General features: G+C 36.4%; 17 protein-coding genes. 9 read left to right on the forward strand and 8 right to left on the reverse strand.

The genetic code is table 11. The features are described 5' to 3' along the window. The first annotated feature begins 11 nt into the window (after positions 1–11). Both ELS83_RS18075 and ELS83_RS18080 read left to right on the forward strand, forming a co-directional pair. Complete coding sequence (locus tag ELS83_RS18075; RefSeq protein WP_171596949.1) at positions 12–209, forward strand: PspC domain-containing protein; 198 nt, start codon at positions 12–14, stop codon at positions 207–209. A 147-nt stretch (positions 210–356) separates the two neighbouring features. Continuing rightward, positions 357–1,253, forward strand: coding sequence for an alpha/beta hydrolase family protein (locus tag ELS83_RS18080; protein WP_171596950.1), 897 nt, complete (start codon positions 357–359; stop codon positions 1,251–1,253). A 109-nt stretch (positions 1,254–1,362) separates the two neighbouring features. On the opposite strand, the gene ELS83_RS18085 is transcribed toward ELS83_RS18080, so the two are convergent. Beyond that, positions 1,363–4,299: a M16 family metallopeptidase gene (locus tag ELS83_RS18085; protein ID WP_171596951.1), complete on the reverse strand. Its 2,937-nt coding sequence runs from the start codon at positions 4,297–4,299 to the stop codon at positions 1,363–1,365. Positions 4,300–4,606: 307 nt separating this feature from the next. Between ELS83_RS18085 and ELS83_RS18090 the strand changes: the two genes are divergently transcribed. Further along, positions 4,607–5,740, forward strand: a complete 1,134-nt coding sequence (locus ELS83_RS18090) for a hypothetical protein (RefSeq protein WP_171596952.1) — start codon at positions 4,607–4,609, stop codon at positions 5,738–5,740. Between the two features lie 3 nt (positions 5,741–5,743). Here the strand turns inward: ELS83_RS18090 and ELS83_RS18095 are convergent, their stop codons facing one another. After that, a complete protein-coding gene (locus tag ELS83_RS18095) occupies positions 5,744–6,256 on the reverse strand; it encodes a DNA-3-methyladenine glycosylase (protein ID WP_171596953.1) in 513 nt (170 codons plus the stop codon). Positions 6,257–6,682: 426 nt separating this feature from the next. Between ELS83_RS18095 and rplM the strand changes: the two genes are divergently transcribed. From rplM to frr, 6 genes are all read left to right on the forward strand, one after another. Next, a complete protein-coding gene (gene rplM / locus ELS83_RS18100; protein ID WP_171596954.1) occupies positions 6,683–7,138 on the forward strand; it encodes a 50S ribosomal protein L13 in 456 nt (151 codons plus the stop codon). 5 nt (positions 7,139–7,143) lie between these two features. Continuing rightward, positions 7,144–7,530 carry a 30S ribosomal protein S9 gene (rpsI, locus tag ELS83_RS18105; protein WP_171596955.1) on the forward strand — a complete coding sequence of 129 codons (387 nt, stop codon included), beginning with the start codon at positions 7,144–7,146 and terminating at the stop codon, positions 7,528–7,530. A 102-nt stretch (positions 7,531–7,632) separates the two neighbouring features. After that, positions 7,633–8,448: a 30S ribosomal protein S2 gene (gene rpsB, locus ELS83_RS18110; protein WP_171596956.1), complete on the forward strand. Its 816-nt coding sequence runs from the start codon at positions 7,633–7,635 to the stop codon at positions 8,446–8,448. Between the two features lie 33 nt (positions 8,449–8,481). Beyond that, a complete protein-coding gene (gene tsf, locus ELS83_RS18115; RefSeq protein WP_171596957.1) occupies positions 8,482–9,306 on the forward strand; it encodes a translation elongation factor Ts in 825 nt (274 codons plus the stop codon). Between the two features lie 174 nt (positions 9,307–9,480). Next, the gene (pyrH, locus tag ELS83_RS18120) at positions 9,481–10,191 is read left to right on the forward strand and encodes a UMP kinase (RefSeq protein WP_171596958.1); all 711 of its coding nucleotides are present in this window, start codon (positions 9,481–9,483) and stop codon (positions 10,189–10,191) included. Positions 10,192–10,362: 171 nt separating this feature from the next. Continuing rightward, on the forward strand, positions 10,363–10,926 hold the full coding sequence (gene frr / locus ELS83_RS18125; protein ID WP_171596959.1) for a ribosome recycling factor: 564 nt from the start codon (positions 10,363–10,365) through the stop codon (positions 10,924–10,926). A gap of 107 nt (positions 10,927–11,033) precedes the next feature. Here the strand turns inward: frr and ELS83_RS18130 are convergent, their stop codons facing one another. From ELS83_RS18130 to ELS83_RS18155, 6 genes are all read right to left on the reverse strand, one after another. Continuing rightward, positions 11,034–11,366 carry a hypothetical protein gene (locus ELS83_RS18130; protein WP_171596960.1) on the reverse strand — a complete coding sequence of 111 codons (333 nt, stop codon included), beginning with the start codon at positions 11,364–11,366 and terminating at the stop codon, positions 11,034–11,036. Between the two features lie 1,240 nt (positions 11,367–12,606). Then, complete coding sequence (locus ELS83_RS18135) at positions 12,607–13,305, reverse strand: hypothetical protein (RefSeq protein WP_171596961.1); 699 nt, start codon at positions 13,303–13,305, stop codon at positions 12,607–12,609. A 224-nt stretch (positions 13,306–13,529) separates the two neighbouring features. Beyond that, entirely contained in the window at positions 13,530–14,813 is a 1,284-nt protein-coding gene (locus ELS83_RS18140; RefSeq protein WP_171596962.1) for a M56 family metallopeptidase, read from the reverse strand. Between the two features lie 3 nt (positions 14,814–14,816). After that, positions 14,817–15,191, reverse strand: a complete 375-nt coding sequence (locus tag ELS83_RS18145; RefSeq protein WP_171596963.1) for a BlaI/MecI/CopY family transcriptional regulator — start codon at positions 15,189–15,191, stop codon at positions 14,817–14,819. Between the two features lie 232 nt (positions 15,192–15,423). Then, positions 15,424–16,212, reverse strand: a complete 789-nt coding sequence (locus ELS83_RS18150) for a BtpA/SgcQ family protein (RefSeq protein WP_171596964.1) — start codon at positions 16,210–16,212, stop codon at positions 15,424–15,426. Positions 16,213–16,412: 200 nt separating this feature from the next. Further along, entirely contained in the window at positions 16,413–16,760 is a 348-nt protein-coding gene (locus tag ELS83_RS18155) for a four helix bundle protein (protein ID WP_171596965.1), read from the reverse strand. Positions 16,761–16,782 lie beyond the last annotated feature (22 nt).

Here is a 16,782-nt window from a genome sequence, read left to right on the forward strand (position 1 = left end):
ATACAAATAATATGAAACGATTATTCAGATCAAAAGATAAAAAGATAGCAGGTGTTTGCGGAGGTATTTCTCAATACATCAATCCGGAACTAGATCCAGTCATTATCAGGGCAGGATATTTAATCCTTACATTATTTAATCCATTAATGTTATTGGTTTACTTTATTCTTGCAATGGTATTGCCAGATGCAAACTGCGAAACGGTTTAAATTTGAATGCGATCTTTACCCCAATTTGGTGAAGAAGGGTTTGGTCTTTTTCACCTGCTTTACCAAAAGTATTCAAATAAGTATGAGGCTTCTGTTGCTAACTGGCACAGAAGCCTTTTTTTATAACCCCCAAAAACATCTAATCAAATGAAAAAAACAACTCTCATTATTGCAATAATAATCACGATTCTCTTGCTTCCTTTAATCTACAAAAAGAAGGGCAATCTTCCTTTACGTGGCCCAGATTTATCAGAATTTCAATACACTGATATTTCTTTTAAAAACAGCGCCGAAAATATCGAATTAGGAGGCATGCTAATGCTACCTGAAAATACATCATCCTACCCTGTAGCTGTATTAATTCATGGTTCAGGACCAAGCCATAGAAATAGCGTTTGGTACTTATCTGTTGCCAAACATTTAACTGAAAACGGAATAGCCGTCTTGCTTCCCGACAAAAGAGGTTGTGAAAAATCGGAAGGAGAATGGCTGGGTGTAAGTTTTGAACTCTTGGCGAATGATGCGCTTGCCTGCATTGAATATTTAAAACAAGATACCTCTTTGCAATACACTAAAATTGGATTGATTGGCATGAGCCAGGGTGGATGGATCGCTCCAATTGCTGCAACAAAATCGGACGATATTGATTTTATTGTATCAATGGCAGGATCGACCGTAACAACAAATGAACAATTGCTGCACGAAGAAATTTACAACATATCCCCCTATACCTATGAATTTATTGCCAAACAAATTGCACCAATAACATCAAAGAAAATTTTAAAAATGCCTCATGTTAAGGCAAGCGCTGGGTTCGATCCAATTCCATTTTGGAAACAAGTCGAGGAACCTGTGTTTATTGCTCTTGGCGAAAATGACACAAATGTTCCTGTCGAACAATGCATTGAGCGCCTGAAAGAACACAAGCTGGATTCCAGGTTTAAGATTAAGGTCTATCCTGATGGAGGACATGCAATTCGCGATCCTAAAACCGATAAAGTAAGTGAGTTATATCTAAACGATCTGGTTGATTTCATAAAATAGCTTAGCATTTATAGCACAAAAAAAACATTTGCTAACCTCATAATATATGAGGTTAGCAAATGTTAACTGCACTTAGTAGTTCTATACAGAACTAGCTATATAACCCAAATTAATAATTAAATACTTCCTCAAGACTCAATTCATGAACATTACCTAATTTCTTAAGTACATTCATATTGATATCTTTTTTATTCCCAACAACCAGGTAACAATGGTTTTTATTGGCTATATGCTTCTTAAAGAATTGGTTCAAATCATCAATATTCTGATTCTGTACCTTCTCGTAAACATCTTTACGATAATCGTGCTTCACCCCTTTTCTAAGGTTACTTAAGTAGGTCCAGTAAACTCTTTCTTTGGTGATTCGCTCCGACTGAATTTTCTTCAGCATGTTCGATTTGGCTTCATTAAACTGCTTTTCCTCGTAAGGCATTTTGTTTAGCAATTCAAGCAACGCATCGGTCGCATCTTTTACCTTATCGGTACTTGTGGCAACAAAAGAGAATGAATAACCCGAATCATCTAATTTTGCCGGCGTTCTGTACGATGAGAAGGCTGAGTAAGCCAAGGCTCTCGATTCGCGAATTTCCTGGAAAATGATGGAAGCCATGCTACCGCCGTAGTACTCATTAAACAACCTAATTTCAGGCATCAATTGCATATCCAGTTTTTCATCCTTGGCCAACATGATGATGTTTGCCTGAACCATATCATAGTCAACAAAGAAAATTTCATTCCTGTTGTAATCCAATTCTGGATATTGAGTTGGTTCCGGAATGTCTTTCAGCTGTTCAGCAAGCTGATGATTCACCTTTAAATTTTCTGCAACCTGCTGTTTTGCATCAGATCCGTAATAGAATACTCTGTGCTTGTAACCCTTTAGCTGCGAAAGCATTTCGGTCAGATGATCAGGATTTACACCTCTCAACTCTTTCTCCATCAGGATATCAGTATAAGGCGATTTTTTTCCATATTTTGCGTAGTTAAACATCGCACCCCACAAAATTTCATCTTTATTTAATTTGCTATCTGCACGCTCTTTGATAATTCCATCAACATATTTTGAGTAGGAATCTTTATCGGCTTTGGCATTGGCCAATACATGCTCCATCAACTCCACACCTTTATCAAAAGATTTTTTCAATCCGGAAATGAATACGTAACATCTGTCGTCGCCAGCCTGAACACCAAAGGACAAACCATACTTAAACAGCTCCTTCTGCAATTCGGCAGCTGAATATTTATCGGTACCGATATATGGCAGGTAATTTACAGCAATAGGCAACATTTTGTCATGATTCTTACCCATTTCGTAAATGTAAATCAGCTTAAACAACTCGTTCGATTTGTTTTCCAGGTAATCGTAAGTAACACCCGGCTTTAATTCTTCCGACTGAATTTCTTTTTCGAAATCAACCCAAAGTGGTTTCAATGCAGGTGTTTCCTTAGCAGTAAGATCTTTGTAAAACTCCGATTGCTTCTTGCGATCAATTTTAACCGGTGTAATGGCTGGCTTTTCAACCTTAACCACTTTATTGTCGTCGCCTTTGCGCTTGTACACTACTACATAATTATTATTGTAGTGCTTGTTGGCAAACTCAACCAATTGCTCTTTGGTCACACCTTCCAATTCATCAAGCATTTTCAAATTATCGGCCCAAGCCACATTATTGGCAAATGTTACCGCAAATTCGTGGGCTCTTCCGTTAGATTCCTGTCCCCTGATTTTACCAAGACGGTAATCATTAATTACAGCTTCAAGCATCCAATCTTCGAACTCGCCTTTTTTAATTTTTTCAATTTCACCAAGAATCAGTTCTGTTACCTCTTCCATTTTCTGTCCCTGGCGAGGAACACCATAAAATCCGTGCATTCCATAGTCAATATTAAAACTTGGGTAACATCCGGCTCTCAATACTTTTTGTTTCTGATTTAAGTTCAAATCCATTAATCCAGCTTTCGAATTGTTTAGGATACCATCAATAAGAGTAACAAATTTCTGATCTTCAGAACCAATACCATCAAATCTGAATGCCATTGATAACCTTTCAGCATCGGGACCAAACACTTCTTTTACAATTGGTTTTGTGATTGGATCTTCAACAGGAGCAACAAATTTCGGAACATCTTTTGATTCCAACTGCCCAAAAGTTTTATTAATCAGCTGAATGGTTTCTTCAAAATCCAGATCTCCCGACATGGCAATGGCCATATTGTTTGGCACATAATAAGTATCGAAATACTTGTGAATATTTTCCATCGATGGATTTTTCAGATGCTCTGCTCTACCTAATGTAGTCTGCGTACCGTAAGGGTGTTTTTTGTACAAACCAGACATAAGAGCATAATTCAATTTTCTGAAATCATTATCCTGCGACATGTTAAATTCTTCGTAAACCGTTTCCAGCTCGGTATGGAACAAACGAAGAACCAATTTGCTAAATCTTTCCTTTTCGATATTCAACCATTTTTCAAGTTCATTCGAAGGAATGTCGTTCATGTAAACAGTTCGTTCGTAGGTAGTATAAGCATTTGTTCCTTTCGCACCAATGGATGATACCAACTTATCATACTCATTGGCTACAGCAAATTTCGAAGCCAAAGCCGAAACACTATCAATTTTCGCATAAACCTTTGCCTTACCCTCTTTTGTTGCTGCCAATTTATGCTCTTCGTATAAATTGGAGATTTCATTTAGCAAATCCTCTTCTCTTTGCCAATCTACAGTACCGAAATCATCTGTACCCTTAAACATCATATGCTCCAGGTAGTGAGCTAAACCTGTTGTTTCAGCAGGGTCGTAAGTAGAACCAGCCTTTACAGGGATAAAAGTTTGAATTCGTGGGGCATCACGATTTACCGACAAGTAGACTTTCAATCCATTGTCGAGTGTGTAAATTCTCACTCCCATTGGATCGTTGGTTACCGTTTCGTAACGAAAACCATTTTCGTCGGTGTTTTGAACAGTTTGATACTTTTCCTTTGGTGCACAGGCAAACAAAATTGCCCCAAGCACAAAGGCGTAAATAACATTTACTTTCTTCATACGTTTGTTTGGTTTTAAATGATTATGCCAACCACACAACATTCGACACCTCGCAATCCGCAGAAGACAACAAATCTCATGCGATCCGCATAACCTGTTTTGGTTTAGTTTATTGACCTTACAATTCCATTGAATTATAATTCATCAACTGTTAAATTTATGAAATCGGAATTATTTACATATCATTTTTTACATTTTTTAACTAAAGCCTTCGTTATTTAAACTCGATTTAAACTTTTTATACATTATTAACAAGTGATGATCAGAGATAATTGTATTTTTGCAACGAATTAACGAAACCAAACAGATGAAAAAATTAAGTACACTGATTTTGATATTGTTTCTTACAGCATTCATCAATCTCTCTTTTGCCCAAATCGATACTCCCTATCAACACTACAAGGAGTTTAGCAAAGCAGACAGCAATAAGCTATTTCTTCGATTTGAGAATTTGAACTTTGTTAAAAACAATGAATACAACGGAGAGTTTTCTGATGGTGCTACCTGGATTGGATATGTAGCTACCCCGAAATTGGTATACTACCCTTCTTCAAATTTTAGAATTGAAGCTGGTGTTCGCCTTCAAAAATATTCGGGAAGAGAAGATTTTACCGAAACCGAAGCTATCTTTTCTGCCATCTATAAACCATCCGACAAGATGGAATTTATCATGGGAAGCTTAAATCAGGATAACAATCATGACTTATCGGAACCCATGTTTGAGCCGGAACGATATTTTATGAATACTGCTGAAAATGGTTTTCAGTTTCTTTACAAGAGCAAAAAATTACAGTTCCAAACCTGGATCGACTGGGAACAGTTCATCTTGGAAAATGATCCATTTCAGGAGAGATTTACCTTCGGACTATCTGGAGATTGGAAACTAAATACATCAGACAAGTACAGTCTTTCCATTCCGATGGAAGCAATCCTTACCCATCGAGGTGGGGAAATTGACAGTTCTGATGGATCGGTTCAAACCGTTGGGAACTATGCTTCTGGACTTGCATTTAAAAAGCAGGTGGAAGGTTCAAGAATTACATCCTGGTATGCAAAAGCAATGGCCTACTACTTTGTCGATAACTCATCTGAAAAAGAATTCATGTTTGATAAAGGACATGCTATTTATCCGCAAGTTGGTTTCACTACCAAAAAATCAAAACTGAATTTCGGTTACTGGAACGGATATCATTTTGCTTCATCGCGTGGGTCAAAACTATTTCAATCAGTAGCCATCGATACTCCTGGCTATTTTGAGAATAGAAGAGAATTAGCAACATTAAATTACTACCACGAGCATAAAGTAGCCAATGGCATTCATTTTGGTGGCAAACTAGATGTATACTACGATTTGAAAAACTCCAAAGAAAATTTTGCGGCTGCCATTTATCTAAGAATAAACGGCGATTTCTTCCTGAAGAAAGTTAAGTGGAACAAGTAGTACTCATTTCAGCACATACCTGAAAAGTTTCTTTTTCCAGATTTCACCAGCATAATCGATATTGATCCGAGGATGACAGGTAAAGTCCGATGGGCTCCCATCATCCTCTATCCATATTCGATTGGATTTGCTTAAGTCCTCGCCATAAAAGCTTTTGTCCAATTGTAAAGAACGTCCCACTCTTCCAGGACCATCAATCTTTTCTACACCGCGAATTAAAATGGCCTGAGGCTGATTTTTGAGACCGGTTACAATATTCAGTAACCAATACATCCCATAAATCAAATACACATACACCAACCCACCCCTTTCGTACATTACCTCGGTTCTTGCAGTTCTGCCTTTAGAGGCATGACAAGCCAGGTCTTCTTCACCAATATACATTTCAATATCAGTAATTCTGTATGTCTCGGTTTTTCCATCATCAGTTTTGCGCACCAATAACTTCCCAGGAAGTTCTTCGGCCACAAGCATAATGTCTCTTTGAAAAAAATCTGCCTTTAATTTTGTACTCATACTTATCGAATTCTTCGGATTAGCATCGGCAAAATAAAAAAATCCAATTTAAAAACAGGTTAGCAATTGCATATCAGGCCATACGAAATGAAATTGTCACAAAAAAAGGCGAAAACTTACAGGTGATGCAAAAATTATTTCATACTTTTGCAGTGAAATTGTGACGATGGGCTTTCTTGAGAACGAATCCCTCCCCAACAAGTTGATTTGACTACCCTTAGCAAGTACCAAATTCAATAATGGGTAATATATCAATTTTGATTTTTTGATACACTTAATCACTCCACATCATCCCGATTATCCACAACTGATTAAGTATCCATCAATTAATCAAGAAAAAAATTGGTGTATTTGGGAGATTCTTGTACTTTTGCAAGCCAAATTGGAATAATTGTATTAAAGTATTAATTATTAAAAGTTTTAGAAGTGGATACATTAAGTTACAAAACTGTTTCTGCTAACGAAGCAACCGCTAACAAAGAGTGGGTTGTTATCGATGCAGAAAACGAAGTGTTGGGTAGACTTGCTTCTAAGGTAGCTAAGCTACTTAGAGGTAAATACAAGCCGAACTACACTCCTCATGTTGATTGTGGAGACAACGTGGTTATTATTAATGCTGAAAAGGTTCGTTTGACTGGAAACAAGATGACAGACCGTCAGTTCTTCTCTTACACCGGACATCCAGGTGGACAAAGAATTAAATCTCCTGCTGACCTTATGGCTAAGCACCCAGAGAGATTGATTGAAAAAGCTGTTAAAGGTATGCTTCCTAAAAACCGTTTAGGTAGAAAGCTTTACACTAACTTATATGTTTATGTAGGTGGTGAGCACAAGCACGAAGCACAACAGCCAAAGAAATTAGATTTAAACACTATTAAATAAGAGGTATGGAAGTAATTAATGCTATCGGACGTAGAAAAGCAGCAGTTGCTCGTGTATACGTTAGCGAAGGTAAGGGTCAGATTACCATCAATAAAAAAGAGCTTAAAGAGTACTTTACTACCGGAACTCTACAGTACATCGTTACTCAGCCATTAAACCTTCTTGAGGTTGCTGATAAGTATGACATCAAAGTAAACCTTGATGGTGGTGGTGTAAAAGGTCAGGCAGAAGCACTTCGTTTGGCTATCGCTAGAGCTCTAGTTAAAATTGATGAAGAATCGAAACCAGCTCTAAGAGCTGCAGGTTTCATGACTCGTGATCCTCGTGAGGTTGAGCGTAAGAAGCCAGGTCAGCCTAAAGCACGTAAAAGATTTCAATTTAGTAAACGTTAATGTTTTTGTGGCAGGTTTAGTATCTAAATTGTTGAGACTTCGTTTTTCGAACTACTTGACAATTGCCATAAAATGAATGTAAACGATTAAAAAAACAAAAAAATGTCAAATACTACATTTGAAGAATTGTTAGAAGCCGGATGTCATTTCGGTCACTTAACAAGAAAATGGAATCCTAAAATGGCTCCTTACATTTTCATGGAGCGTAACGGAATTCACATTATAGACCTACACAAAACAGCGGTTAAAGTTGACGATGCTGCAGCAGCATTGAGACAAATTGCTAAATCAGGTAGAAAAATTCTTTTTGTTGCAACGAAAAAGCAAGCAAAAGCTATCGTTTCAGAAAAAGTAAGTGCTGTAAACATGCCATATGTAACTGAGCGTTGGCCAGGTGGTATGTTAACTAACTTCCCTACCATCAGAAAGGCAGTAAAGAAAATGACTTCTATTGACAAAATGGAAGCTGATGGAACTTTCAACCACCTTTCTAAAAGAGAAAAACTACAAATCTCTCGTCAGAGAGCGAAGCTAGAAAAGAACTTAGGTTCTATTGCTGATCTGACCAGATTACCAGCAGCTTTGTTTGTAGTTGATGTAATGAAAGAATACATCGCAGTGAGAGAAGCTAACCGTTTGGGTATTCCTGTATTTGCTATGGTAGATACTAACTCAAGCCCAGAAGGTGTTGATTTCGTAATTCCAGCGAACGATGATGCTTCTAACTCAATTTCTATTATCCTTGATAAAGTTACCGGAGCAATTAAAGACGGTTTAGCTGAAAGAAAAGTAGAGAAAGATAAAGAATCTGCAGATAAGAAATCAGCAAAAATCAAAAAGGCAGCAGCCAAAGAAGAAAAAGCTCCAGCTGCACCAGAAGCTCCAGCTACTGAAGCAGAAAAGAATGATAAGGAGTAATTAATTTATTCACATAAAAAAATTCTAAATATCATGTCTATTAAAGCAGCAGACGTAGCCAAATTGCGTAAAGCAACTGGCGCAGGAATGATGGATTGTAAAAAAGCTCTTACTGAAGCAGAAGGAGATTTTGACGCAGCAGTAGAAATCATTCGTAAAAAAGGTATGGCAATTGCTAACAAACGTGCCGACAGAGAAGCAACTGAAGGTGTTGTATTAGCAAGAGTTTCTGAAGACAAGAAAAAAGGTGCTATCATTACTTTGAACTGTGAAACTGACTTCGTTGCTAAGAACGATGGTTTCGTTGAGTTCGCAGGTAAAATCCTTGATCTTGCATTGGCAAACATGCCAGCTGACCTTGAAGCTTTGAAAGCTATCGAAATGGATGGTAGAACTATCGCTGATCAAGTTACTGAACAAACAGGTGTGATCGGTGAAAAAATTGATTTGAGCTTCTTCGATAAAATCGAAGCTGAAGCAGCAGTTGCTTATATCCACGCAGGTAACAAATTGGCTACTTTGATCGGTTTCAACAAAGATGTTGAAGATCAAATGGGTCGTGACGTTGCAATGCAAGCAGCAGCTATGGCTCCTATCGCGATTAACGAAGATGCAGTTCCTGCTGACGTTGTAGCTAAAGAGCTAGAGATTGGTAAAGAAAAAGCTCGTCTTGAAGGTAAGCCAGAGCAGATCCTTGACAAAATTGCTCAAGGTCGTTTAGGTAAATTCTTCAAAGAAGTTACTTTATTAAACCAGGACTTCGTTAAGGACGGTAAGAAAACTGTTAAGCAGTACCTTACTGAAGCTGACAAAGATTTAACTGTGGTTGAAATGAAGCGCTTCACCCTAAATGCTTAATACAATTATTATTACATATAAAAAGAGTTCCTATTTCGGAACTCTTTTTTTGTGTCTTTTTCAATAATTTTTCACAACTTTAGAATGCTTGAAGCTGATGGCTTGACGCTTACAGCTATAAATAGATAACCAAAGCTTGAGGATTGAAATCTGAAGCTTACAGCTGATAAAAAAATGGCTAAATACAAAAGAGTACTTTTAAAATTAAGCGGCGAATCGTTAATGGGAGAACAACAATACGGAATCGATTCGCAACGATTAAACGATTATGCAGAGCAAATTAAAGAAATTACAGAACTTGGCGTCCAGGTAGGTATTGTAATTGGCGGTGGTAACATTTTTCGCGGTTTAAGCGGAGCAGCCAAAGGTTTCGATCGTGTAAAAGGAGACCAAATGGGAATGATGGCAACCGTTATCAACAGTCTGGCCCTAAATTCTGCCCTGGATGCAATCGGATGTAAATCGAGAGTACTTACAGCCATTAGAATGGAACCAATTGGAGAGTTTTATTCGAAACAAAAAGCTGTTGATTACCTGGAAGAAGGTTACGTAACCATTTTCTCGGCAGGAACAGGAAACCCATATTTCACAACCGACACAGGCTCATCGCTACGAGGTATCGAAATTGAAGCCGATGCCATGCTAAAAGGAACTCGTGTAGATGGTATTTACACTGCAGATCCTGAGAAAGATCCGACAGCAACCAAATTTGAAAGCATTACTTTCGATGAGATTTACAACAAAAATCTGCGTATTATGGACCTTACAGCCACAACCATGTGTAAAGAAAATGACTTGAACATTGTTGTATTTGATATGGATACCAAAGGTAACCTAAAGAAAGTAATCGAAGGAGAAAACATTGGAACTGTAGTTCATAATTAAGCTTTTAGCTATTGGCTCTTAGCAAATAAAAATAGTATCTTTAAGAGAAGTTAAATTCGTTTAGCATGTTTTATGGAGCACTATGAGCGAAACACATAAAGCCAATAGCTAAAAATTTATATTTTTGTAAACACATACATTGATCAATAATTACAATAAAATCTTTCTCCTATGACCGAAGAAGTTCAAATGTATCTGGATGATGCAAAGGAAAAGATGGAAGCTGCAGTTGACCATCTTGAAAAAGAGTTACTTAAAATTCGTGCTGGAAAAGCTAGTCCAAGCATGTTAAACGGTGTTATGGTAGACTACTATGGTAGTATGACTCCATTGGCACAGGTTGCTAATGTTAGTGTACCAGACCCAAGAACAATTGCTGTTCAGCCTTGGGAAAAAGCGATGATTTCTCCTATTGAAAAGGCCATTATGAATGCCAACCTGGGTTTCAACCCTGATAACAACGGTGAAATTATCCGTATCAATATTCCTGCCTTAACAGAGGAACGCCGTGGCGATTTGGTAAAACAATCGAAAGCAGAATGCGAAAATGCAAAAGTAAGTATTCGTAATGCTCGCCGCGATACCAACGTTGAGTTGAAGAAATTGATTAAAGAAGGTTTATCTGAAGACCTTGAAAAAGACGCTGAAGCAGAAGTGCAAAATATGACCGACAACTACGGTAAAAAAATTGACGCTATGCTCTCAGAAAAAGAGAAAGATATTATGACCATATAATAGAGAAAAAGCTGCCAGTAGGCAGCTTTTTTTTTTGCTTTATATTGGCTTTTATCTTTCCTAAACTTAGTTTCCTATCATTGAATAATGGGAAGTAATTCCAACCATTAAATCAGACCTTCTGCTTCTAATGATTTCTTTAAAGAGTAGTAGTTTTCCAACTTCCTATCCTTTTCTAACTTCTTATGGATTTTCTTCATTTTTACAGGAGTTGAAAGCTCTTCAATGTTTTTAATTTTAATGGTGAGTTCATCCCCATCTTTTAGCTGCTTACTTAGCCAATAAATATGTTCGTGGTCTTTTGTATTCAAGCCCGAAAAATCAAGGTTTATCGCATCTTCATGCTCGTTTGTTAGCTTGGTAATTATTAAAGACAAAACACCATCTTCTATTGAAGCAGAGGTTTTTTCCCCATTTAATTTCAATTCGAATCCAATCATTTTCTATTATTTATTTTATTATAGTCTTATCATCTTTTTTTAAAAAACCGATTATAGAGCATGGCAATTAATCCCAGAAAATAGAAAACCAAGCATCCAATCGACAAGTAGGATTTTAAATGAAATGCACCTAGAAGCCAAAGAATCAATCCAAACGATAAGTAATGCCAAATTTTTAAATACGTTTCATGCATCTTGTAATCTTTATTAAAAGTAATAAATACTATTGGGTTAATAAACTGTACGGAATAAATCCAATTCACAAGCGATATGGACAGAACTGATGCCAGAATCGACATTTGTTTAACTTTAGTCCAAAAAAAAAATGCAAAATATGACCGACAACTACGGTAAAAAATTGACGCCATGCTCTCAGAAAAAGAGAAAGATATTATGACCATATAATAGAGGAAAAGCTGCCAGAGGGCAGCTTTTTTTATTAATAAAAATGGCATTAGGATATTTACTTACTGTCTTTCTAGACTTTTCTTTTGTTCTCTTGAGAACAATACAATCAATCCAACAATATCAAAGGCAGATCCTATAGAAATTAAAATTTTATAGTGTATATTTTCTGGAGCAATAACCATTATAGCTGAAATTTTCAACAGGAAACCTATCAGAAATAAAGTAATTATTAGACGATAGTTAAACAAGTATTTCATAATATGTAGATTTTTATAAACAAGAGACTGCACAAGCAAAATAAACAGCTGCAGCAGCCCCCTTCTCTCCTAATTATTTTTTCTGAAGACAAGACAACACCAAAGTACAAGGAATACTGGTCATAAAAATGGTTTTCTACTTTAGTTTATCTTTTAACTCAAAATATATCAAACCAAAAATAAGACCACAACAATGAGAGAGTATGCATATTTGCAATTTGAAATCGTCTTTTCAATACCACTGTACAAATTGTATGAAGAAATTAAAACCATTACACGACTTATTCAAATAGCGTAGGTATCTTGCATTGTTTGATTTATTCTATCTCCTGACTAAAGCTTAATCCAAATAGATTTTTTTTAGATATGTAAGACCTGTAAAGGGTATGAAACATTTAAAAAAATCTTTCCAACTCATTTTTAAAAACCTTAATCTTATAACTAATATTATTATCAAATAAGGAACAATAAAGTAGAGCATTGTATATACAGGAATAATCCCTGCAAACATATTTATTAATACGAATGGCAATACTGTTAAAATGATAAAAAGGTAATTGTTCATGATCTTTATTTTAATAATTATAAAAAGTTGCTCTTCCAGCACAACCTATACTTGTTCCGATCGCACATGATGGTCCAAATGCAACACAAAACATTGCCTCAACACTACCAGCAACTGTACCACTAGACATTCTATCCATTGCTCTTCCAATACATTTTCCCCACCTTCCAAACCAACCTTTTGTATTGGACAAATTCTCAATATCATTAAAAGTTGTCAATGAAAGTATCTCCTCATCTTTTATATGAATTTTAAAAAGGAGGTCATAGTTATCATTATAAATCCCCGTTATAACTTCCTGATTTGAAATAAATTCTTGTGATATGAAAATACTTTCTTCAGAAATCTTATTATCTGAATTTATTAAAGAGGCAAGTGTATATTTATTTGCAGAACTTCCACATCCTTCTACCAAAATTGCTTTTACATCCGAATTGTCATATTCATAAATTGTAGCATCCTCAAAATCCCAAGTTACAATCTCTTCAGTAGATTTCGTGCTATATTCATTTAATGAAACAAACATACAATTATTCATATCAGCTTTTTGCCTAATTGCTTTTAGCAAAGCATCATTATTTAATTTAAATGAATCAACTACTTTATATTCTATCAAAGAATTATCTTCTTTCTTTTCTATTTCAGTTTGACGATCATCACAAGCATAAAACAATGCAAAACAAAAGAGTAATAAATTTAACTTTTTCATATTTCTCGACTTTAATATTATTATTGTTTCATAATTTATATCGTACAATTCTGATTCACAAGCGATATCGACAAACGATAGCTGAGCATCGACAAAGCTGGTGCTGGCATCGACATGTGAATAGTTTTTTGTTGAAAATGACCGATTGAGCCTGGAAAAAAAATGCACAAAAAAAGAGCTACCTATTGGCAGCTCTTTTTAATCTATTTGATCTCTAAATTATTCTATTGCAATCTGAATTGAAGTTGAAACTGAAGTTCCTGCCCAATCCATTCCTGCTTGGTCAATTGCGGCAAGGCATTTAGAATTCGAAGTGTTTCTTTCTCCAGACTTTTTATCCCTTTCTGCTTATCGGCCAGTTTAGTTCCCGCAGTTTTGTATGAGGTAATTACTACCTCTTCAATTTTCACCGCACTCTTTTTCTTTCGTTTTGCAATTACCACATCCTTTACTTTTCCATCGTCACCCACCTTAACAAGAGCAATTACTTTTGCTTCTGTGTGGCTCTCTTGCGCTACTAGCGGATATTTCACTCTTCTGGCAATATATTTTTGCAAATCCAATTTACTCGAAATGGTCTTTTCAGCTTTCTTTTCCATCGAATCCGTAGCTTTTGGCTCTGGATTGGTAAATGCCAACATGCTAAAGGCCAAAATTGGCAGTAGCAGTAAAATTTTAAATCGATCTATGGTTCTATGATTATCTAATTTGTTCATCATTATAATTCTTTTTTTAGTTAGACTTTGATTGTAATTATTAACCAAGTGACTTTGTCCCTGCTGTCGCACAAGCTGCAGTAAGGAGTATTGATAATCTTTCGGATCGGGCACACTCTTTAGCATGATGTTGTCAACACAAAATTCATGATTATTGGCAATTAAACTTCGTAACCACCATGCAAAAGGGTTCCACCACTGAAAAATCAGCATGCATTCAACTAAACTAAGGTCAACAGAGTGCCAATCGGCGCAATGGGTTTTTTCGTGCTCTAAAATCAGTTGCCTGTCTTTACTTTCCTCTAAGTCTTCAGAAATAAATATGGTCCTGAAAAATGAGAACGGCCCCAGATTTGAATCTGGCAAAACAGCCAACGAAAAGCCTTTATAGGATTTTGATTTAGCTTTCTTTTTCAGACTCCAAATGGACCGATAGCCATATAAAAGCCGAAGCAGGAAAACTAAACTAATCAATCCGTACAAAGCAAATCCCAATAGTTCTGCTGAAAAGGAAAATTGATTTACGACCATAGGTGCATCAGAATTGTTTTGGGCTCCAAATACCAGGTTTTGCACGGGTGCAAATTCGCTTTCGTTCGCAAAGATTAGTTTTTTAACCCATACAGGCATGGCAAGCAATGGCACAATCCATGGCAATAAAAGGCTACCAATTAGCCAATACCTGTTGCGTTTGTAAAAATGGTCGTTCGATAATACCAGCACATATAAAAGAACTGATATGGCCAGAACAATTCCACCTTTAATTTGATATTCCCAAAACATTTCGATCATAGCTTACTCTTTATCTTCTTTTTTTTCAATCAGATCAATGAGCTCCTTAAGGTCATCAACATTTAGTTTTTCTTCCTTTACAAAGTAGGAAACCACACTTTTGTAGGAAGACTCAAAATAGTCCGATACCACATTTTTAATGAATAACTTCCGATATTCCTCTCTAGTGATCACGGGATAATATTCGTGTGTATTCCCATAGGAGTTGTGCGCTACAAATCCTTTTTCCTCTAATCCGCGAATTAGGGTGCTAAAAGTATTGTAATGTGGCCTTGGTTCCGGATGCTCTTTCAATAAGTCCTTTACGAAACCCTTACCGGCATTCCACAATATTTTCATCACATCCTCTTCCCGTTTCGTTAGTCGTTTTGTATGCATTACATTGCCTTTTTTATTTACCATGAATCTAGTTGACAAATCAAATATAACTATTTTTTTCGTTCGGCCAACTATTTTTCTCGTTGCTTAACTATTTTTCTCGTTGTTCAACGAATTTTCTCGTTACAATAGATATATCCCCTCTAAATCAGAAACATTCACTACCTAAAAAACAAAAAGTCCAAGAGATCTCTCCCTCAGACTTTTTATCATATCATCAAGTGCTATGGATTTACTTTCTTAAGTGCTTCACCTGTTCCATAAACAATTTGAGTCGTTCTTCAGATATCGGATTCTTCCAAAATCCATCTTCCTTAAAATGCGAACCTACTATAAATCCCGAAGCATATTCCCAATATTCAGCCAGGTTATCAGCGGTAACGCCCGATCCTATTAAAACAGGTAAGTTTACTTTGTCCTTTAAACTTTTCAGTTCGTGCAAATATACCGCCTTGCCGGTAGAAGAGCCCGTTACAATTACACCATCGCTCAAAAAGAATTCTGCTGCCTTTGCTGTCTCGTCAATATCCACATCGGAAGTAATGGCATGCGAACTGTGTTTCTTTTTAATATCAGTATAAATTTTAACCTCTTCGGCCCCTATTGCCTTACGGTAACGCAATAATTCACCTGCGCACGAGTCAATGTAGCCCTCATCAGCTACATGACCAAATACGAATCCTTCGGCCCTGATAAATTGAAAATTTGCCGCTTTTGCCACAGCCAGGGCTTCTTTGTTTGCTCCGGCAAGAATTTGTATCCCCAATGGCAAATCAACCGCTTCACGAATGGCTTTAGCCACCACAGCCATACTTGCAGTAATTTCGGGTCCAACCGCTCCTTTTAAATAAGGAACATCGTGCATGTTCTCAATCATGATGGCATCAAGGCCTGCTTGGGCATAAGTTTTGGCTTCCTGCACTGCCATATCACAAATTTCACTAATATCGTGCTTGCTATTTGGTGTTCCGGGCAAGGCTTGCACATGCACCATGCCGATGATGGATTTATTTAGACTCATAATATTAAATTTAGCTTCAAGCCTCAAGTTACAAGTTTCAAGAACATGCTTGCAACGCTTGTGCAACTAATATCTGGCTTATTATTTCAATTTACCAATCAATGCCTGAAGCATTTTTTGAACTTCACTGGTTTGATCAGTTATATGCATTTTTAAAGCTGTCAACATACAGCCCACAGCTATTTCAAAGATCTTTTCTATTAATAGAGTTTCTTTATTAAAGATTGTAACATTTTCTGTACTTCAAGAACAAGTTCTATAATGCCATCTACTTCTTTATCAGATAACTTTAAGTCTTTCACCAACAACAATTGCGTTTCCAATTCAAAGGAAGAACCGAGAGCAATTTCGAGGAATCTTTTAAAATCTTTATCAGTTGATCTGCTACTTCCTTCGGCAATATTACTTGGGATAGAAATTGCAGATCTTGTGATTTGACTTTTTAATCCGTACTTCTCTTCTTTAGGCAAAACGTTTACCAGTGAATAAACATTTTTCACCAAAATCATACTTTTTTGCCAAACCGTTAATTTCTTAAAATTCTTCATACTTAAACTTTTTGCACTTCCC

This window comes from Marinifilum caeruleilacunae, assembly GCF_013141825.1.
Taxonomy (GTDB): Bacteria; Bacteroidota; Bacteroidia; order Bacteroidales; family Marinifilaceae; genus Marinifilum; species Marinifilum caeruleilacunae.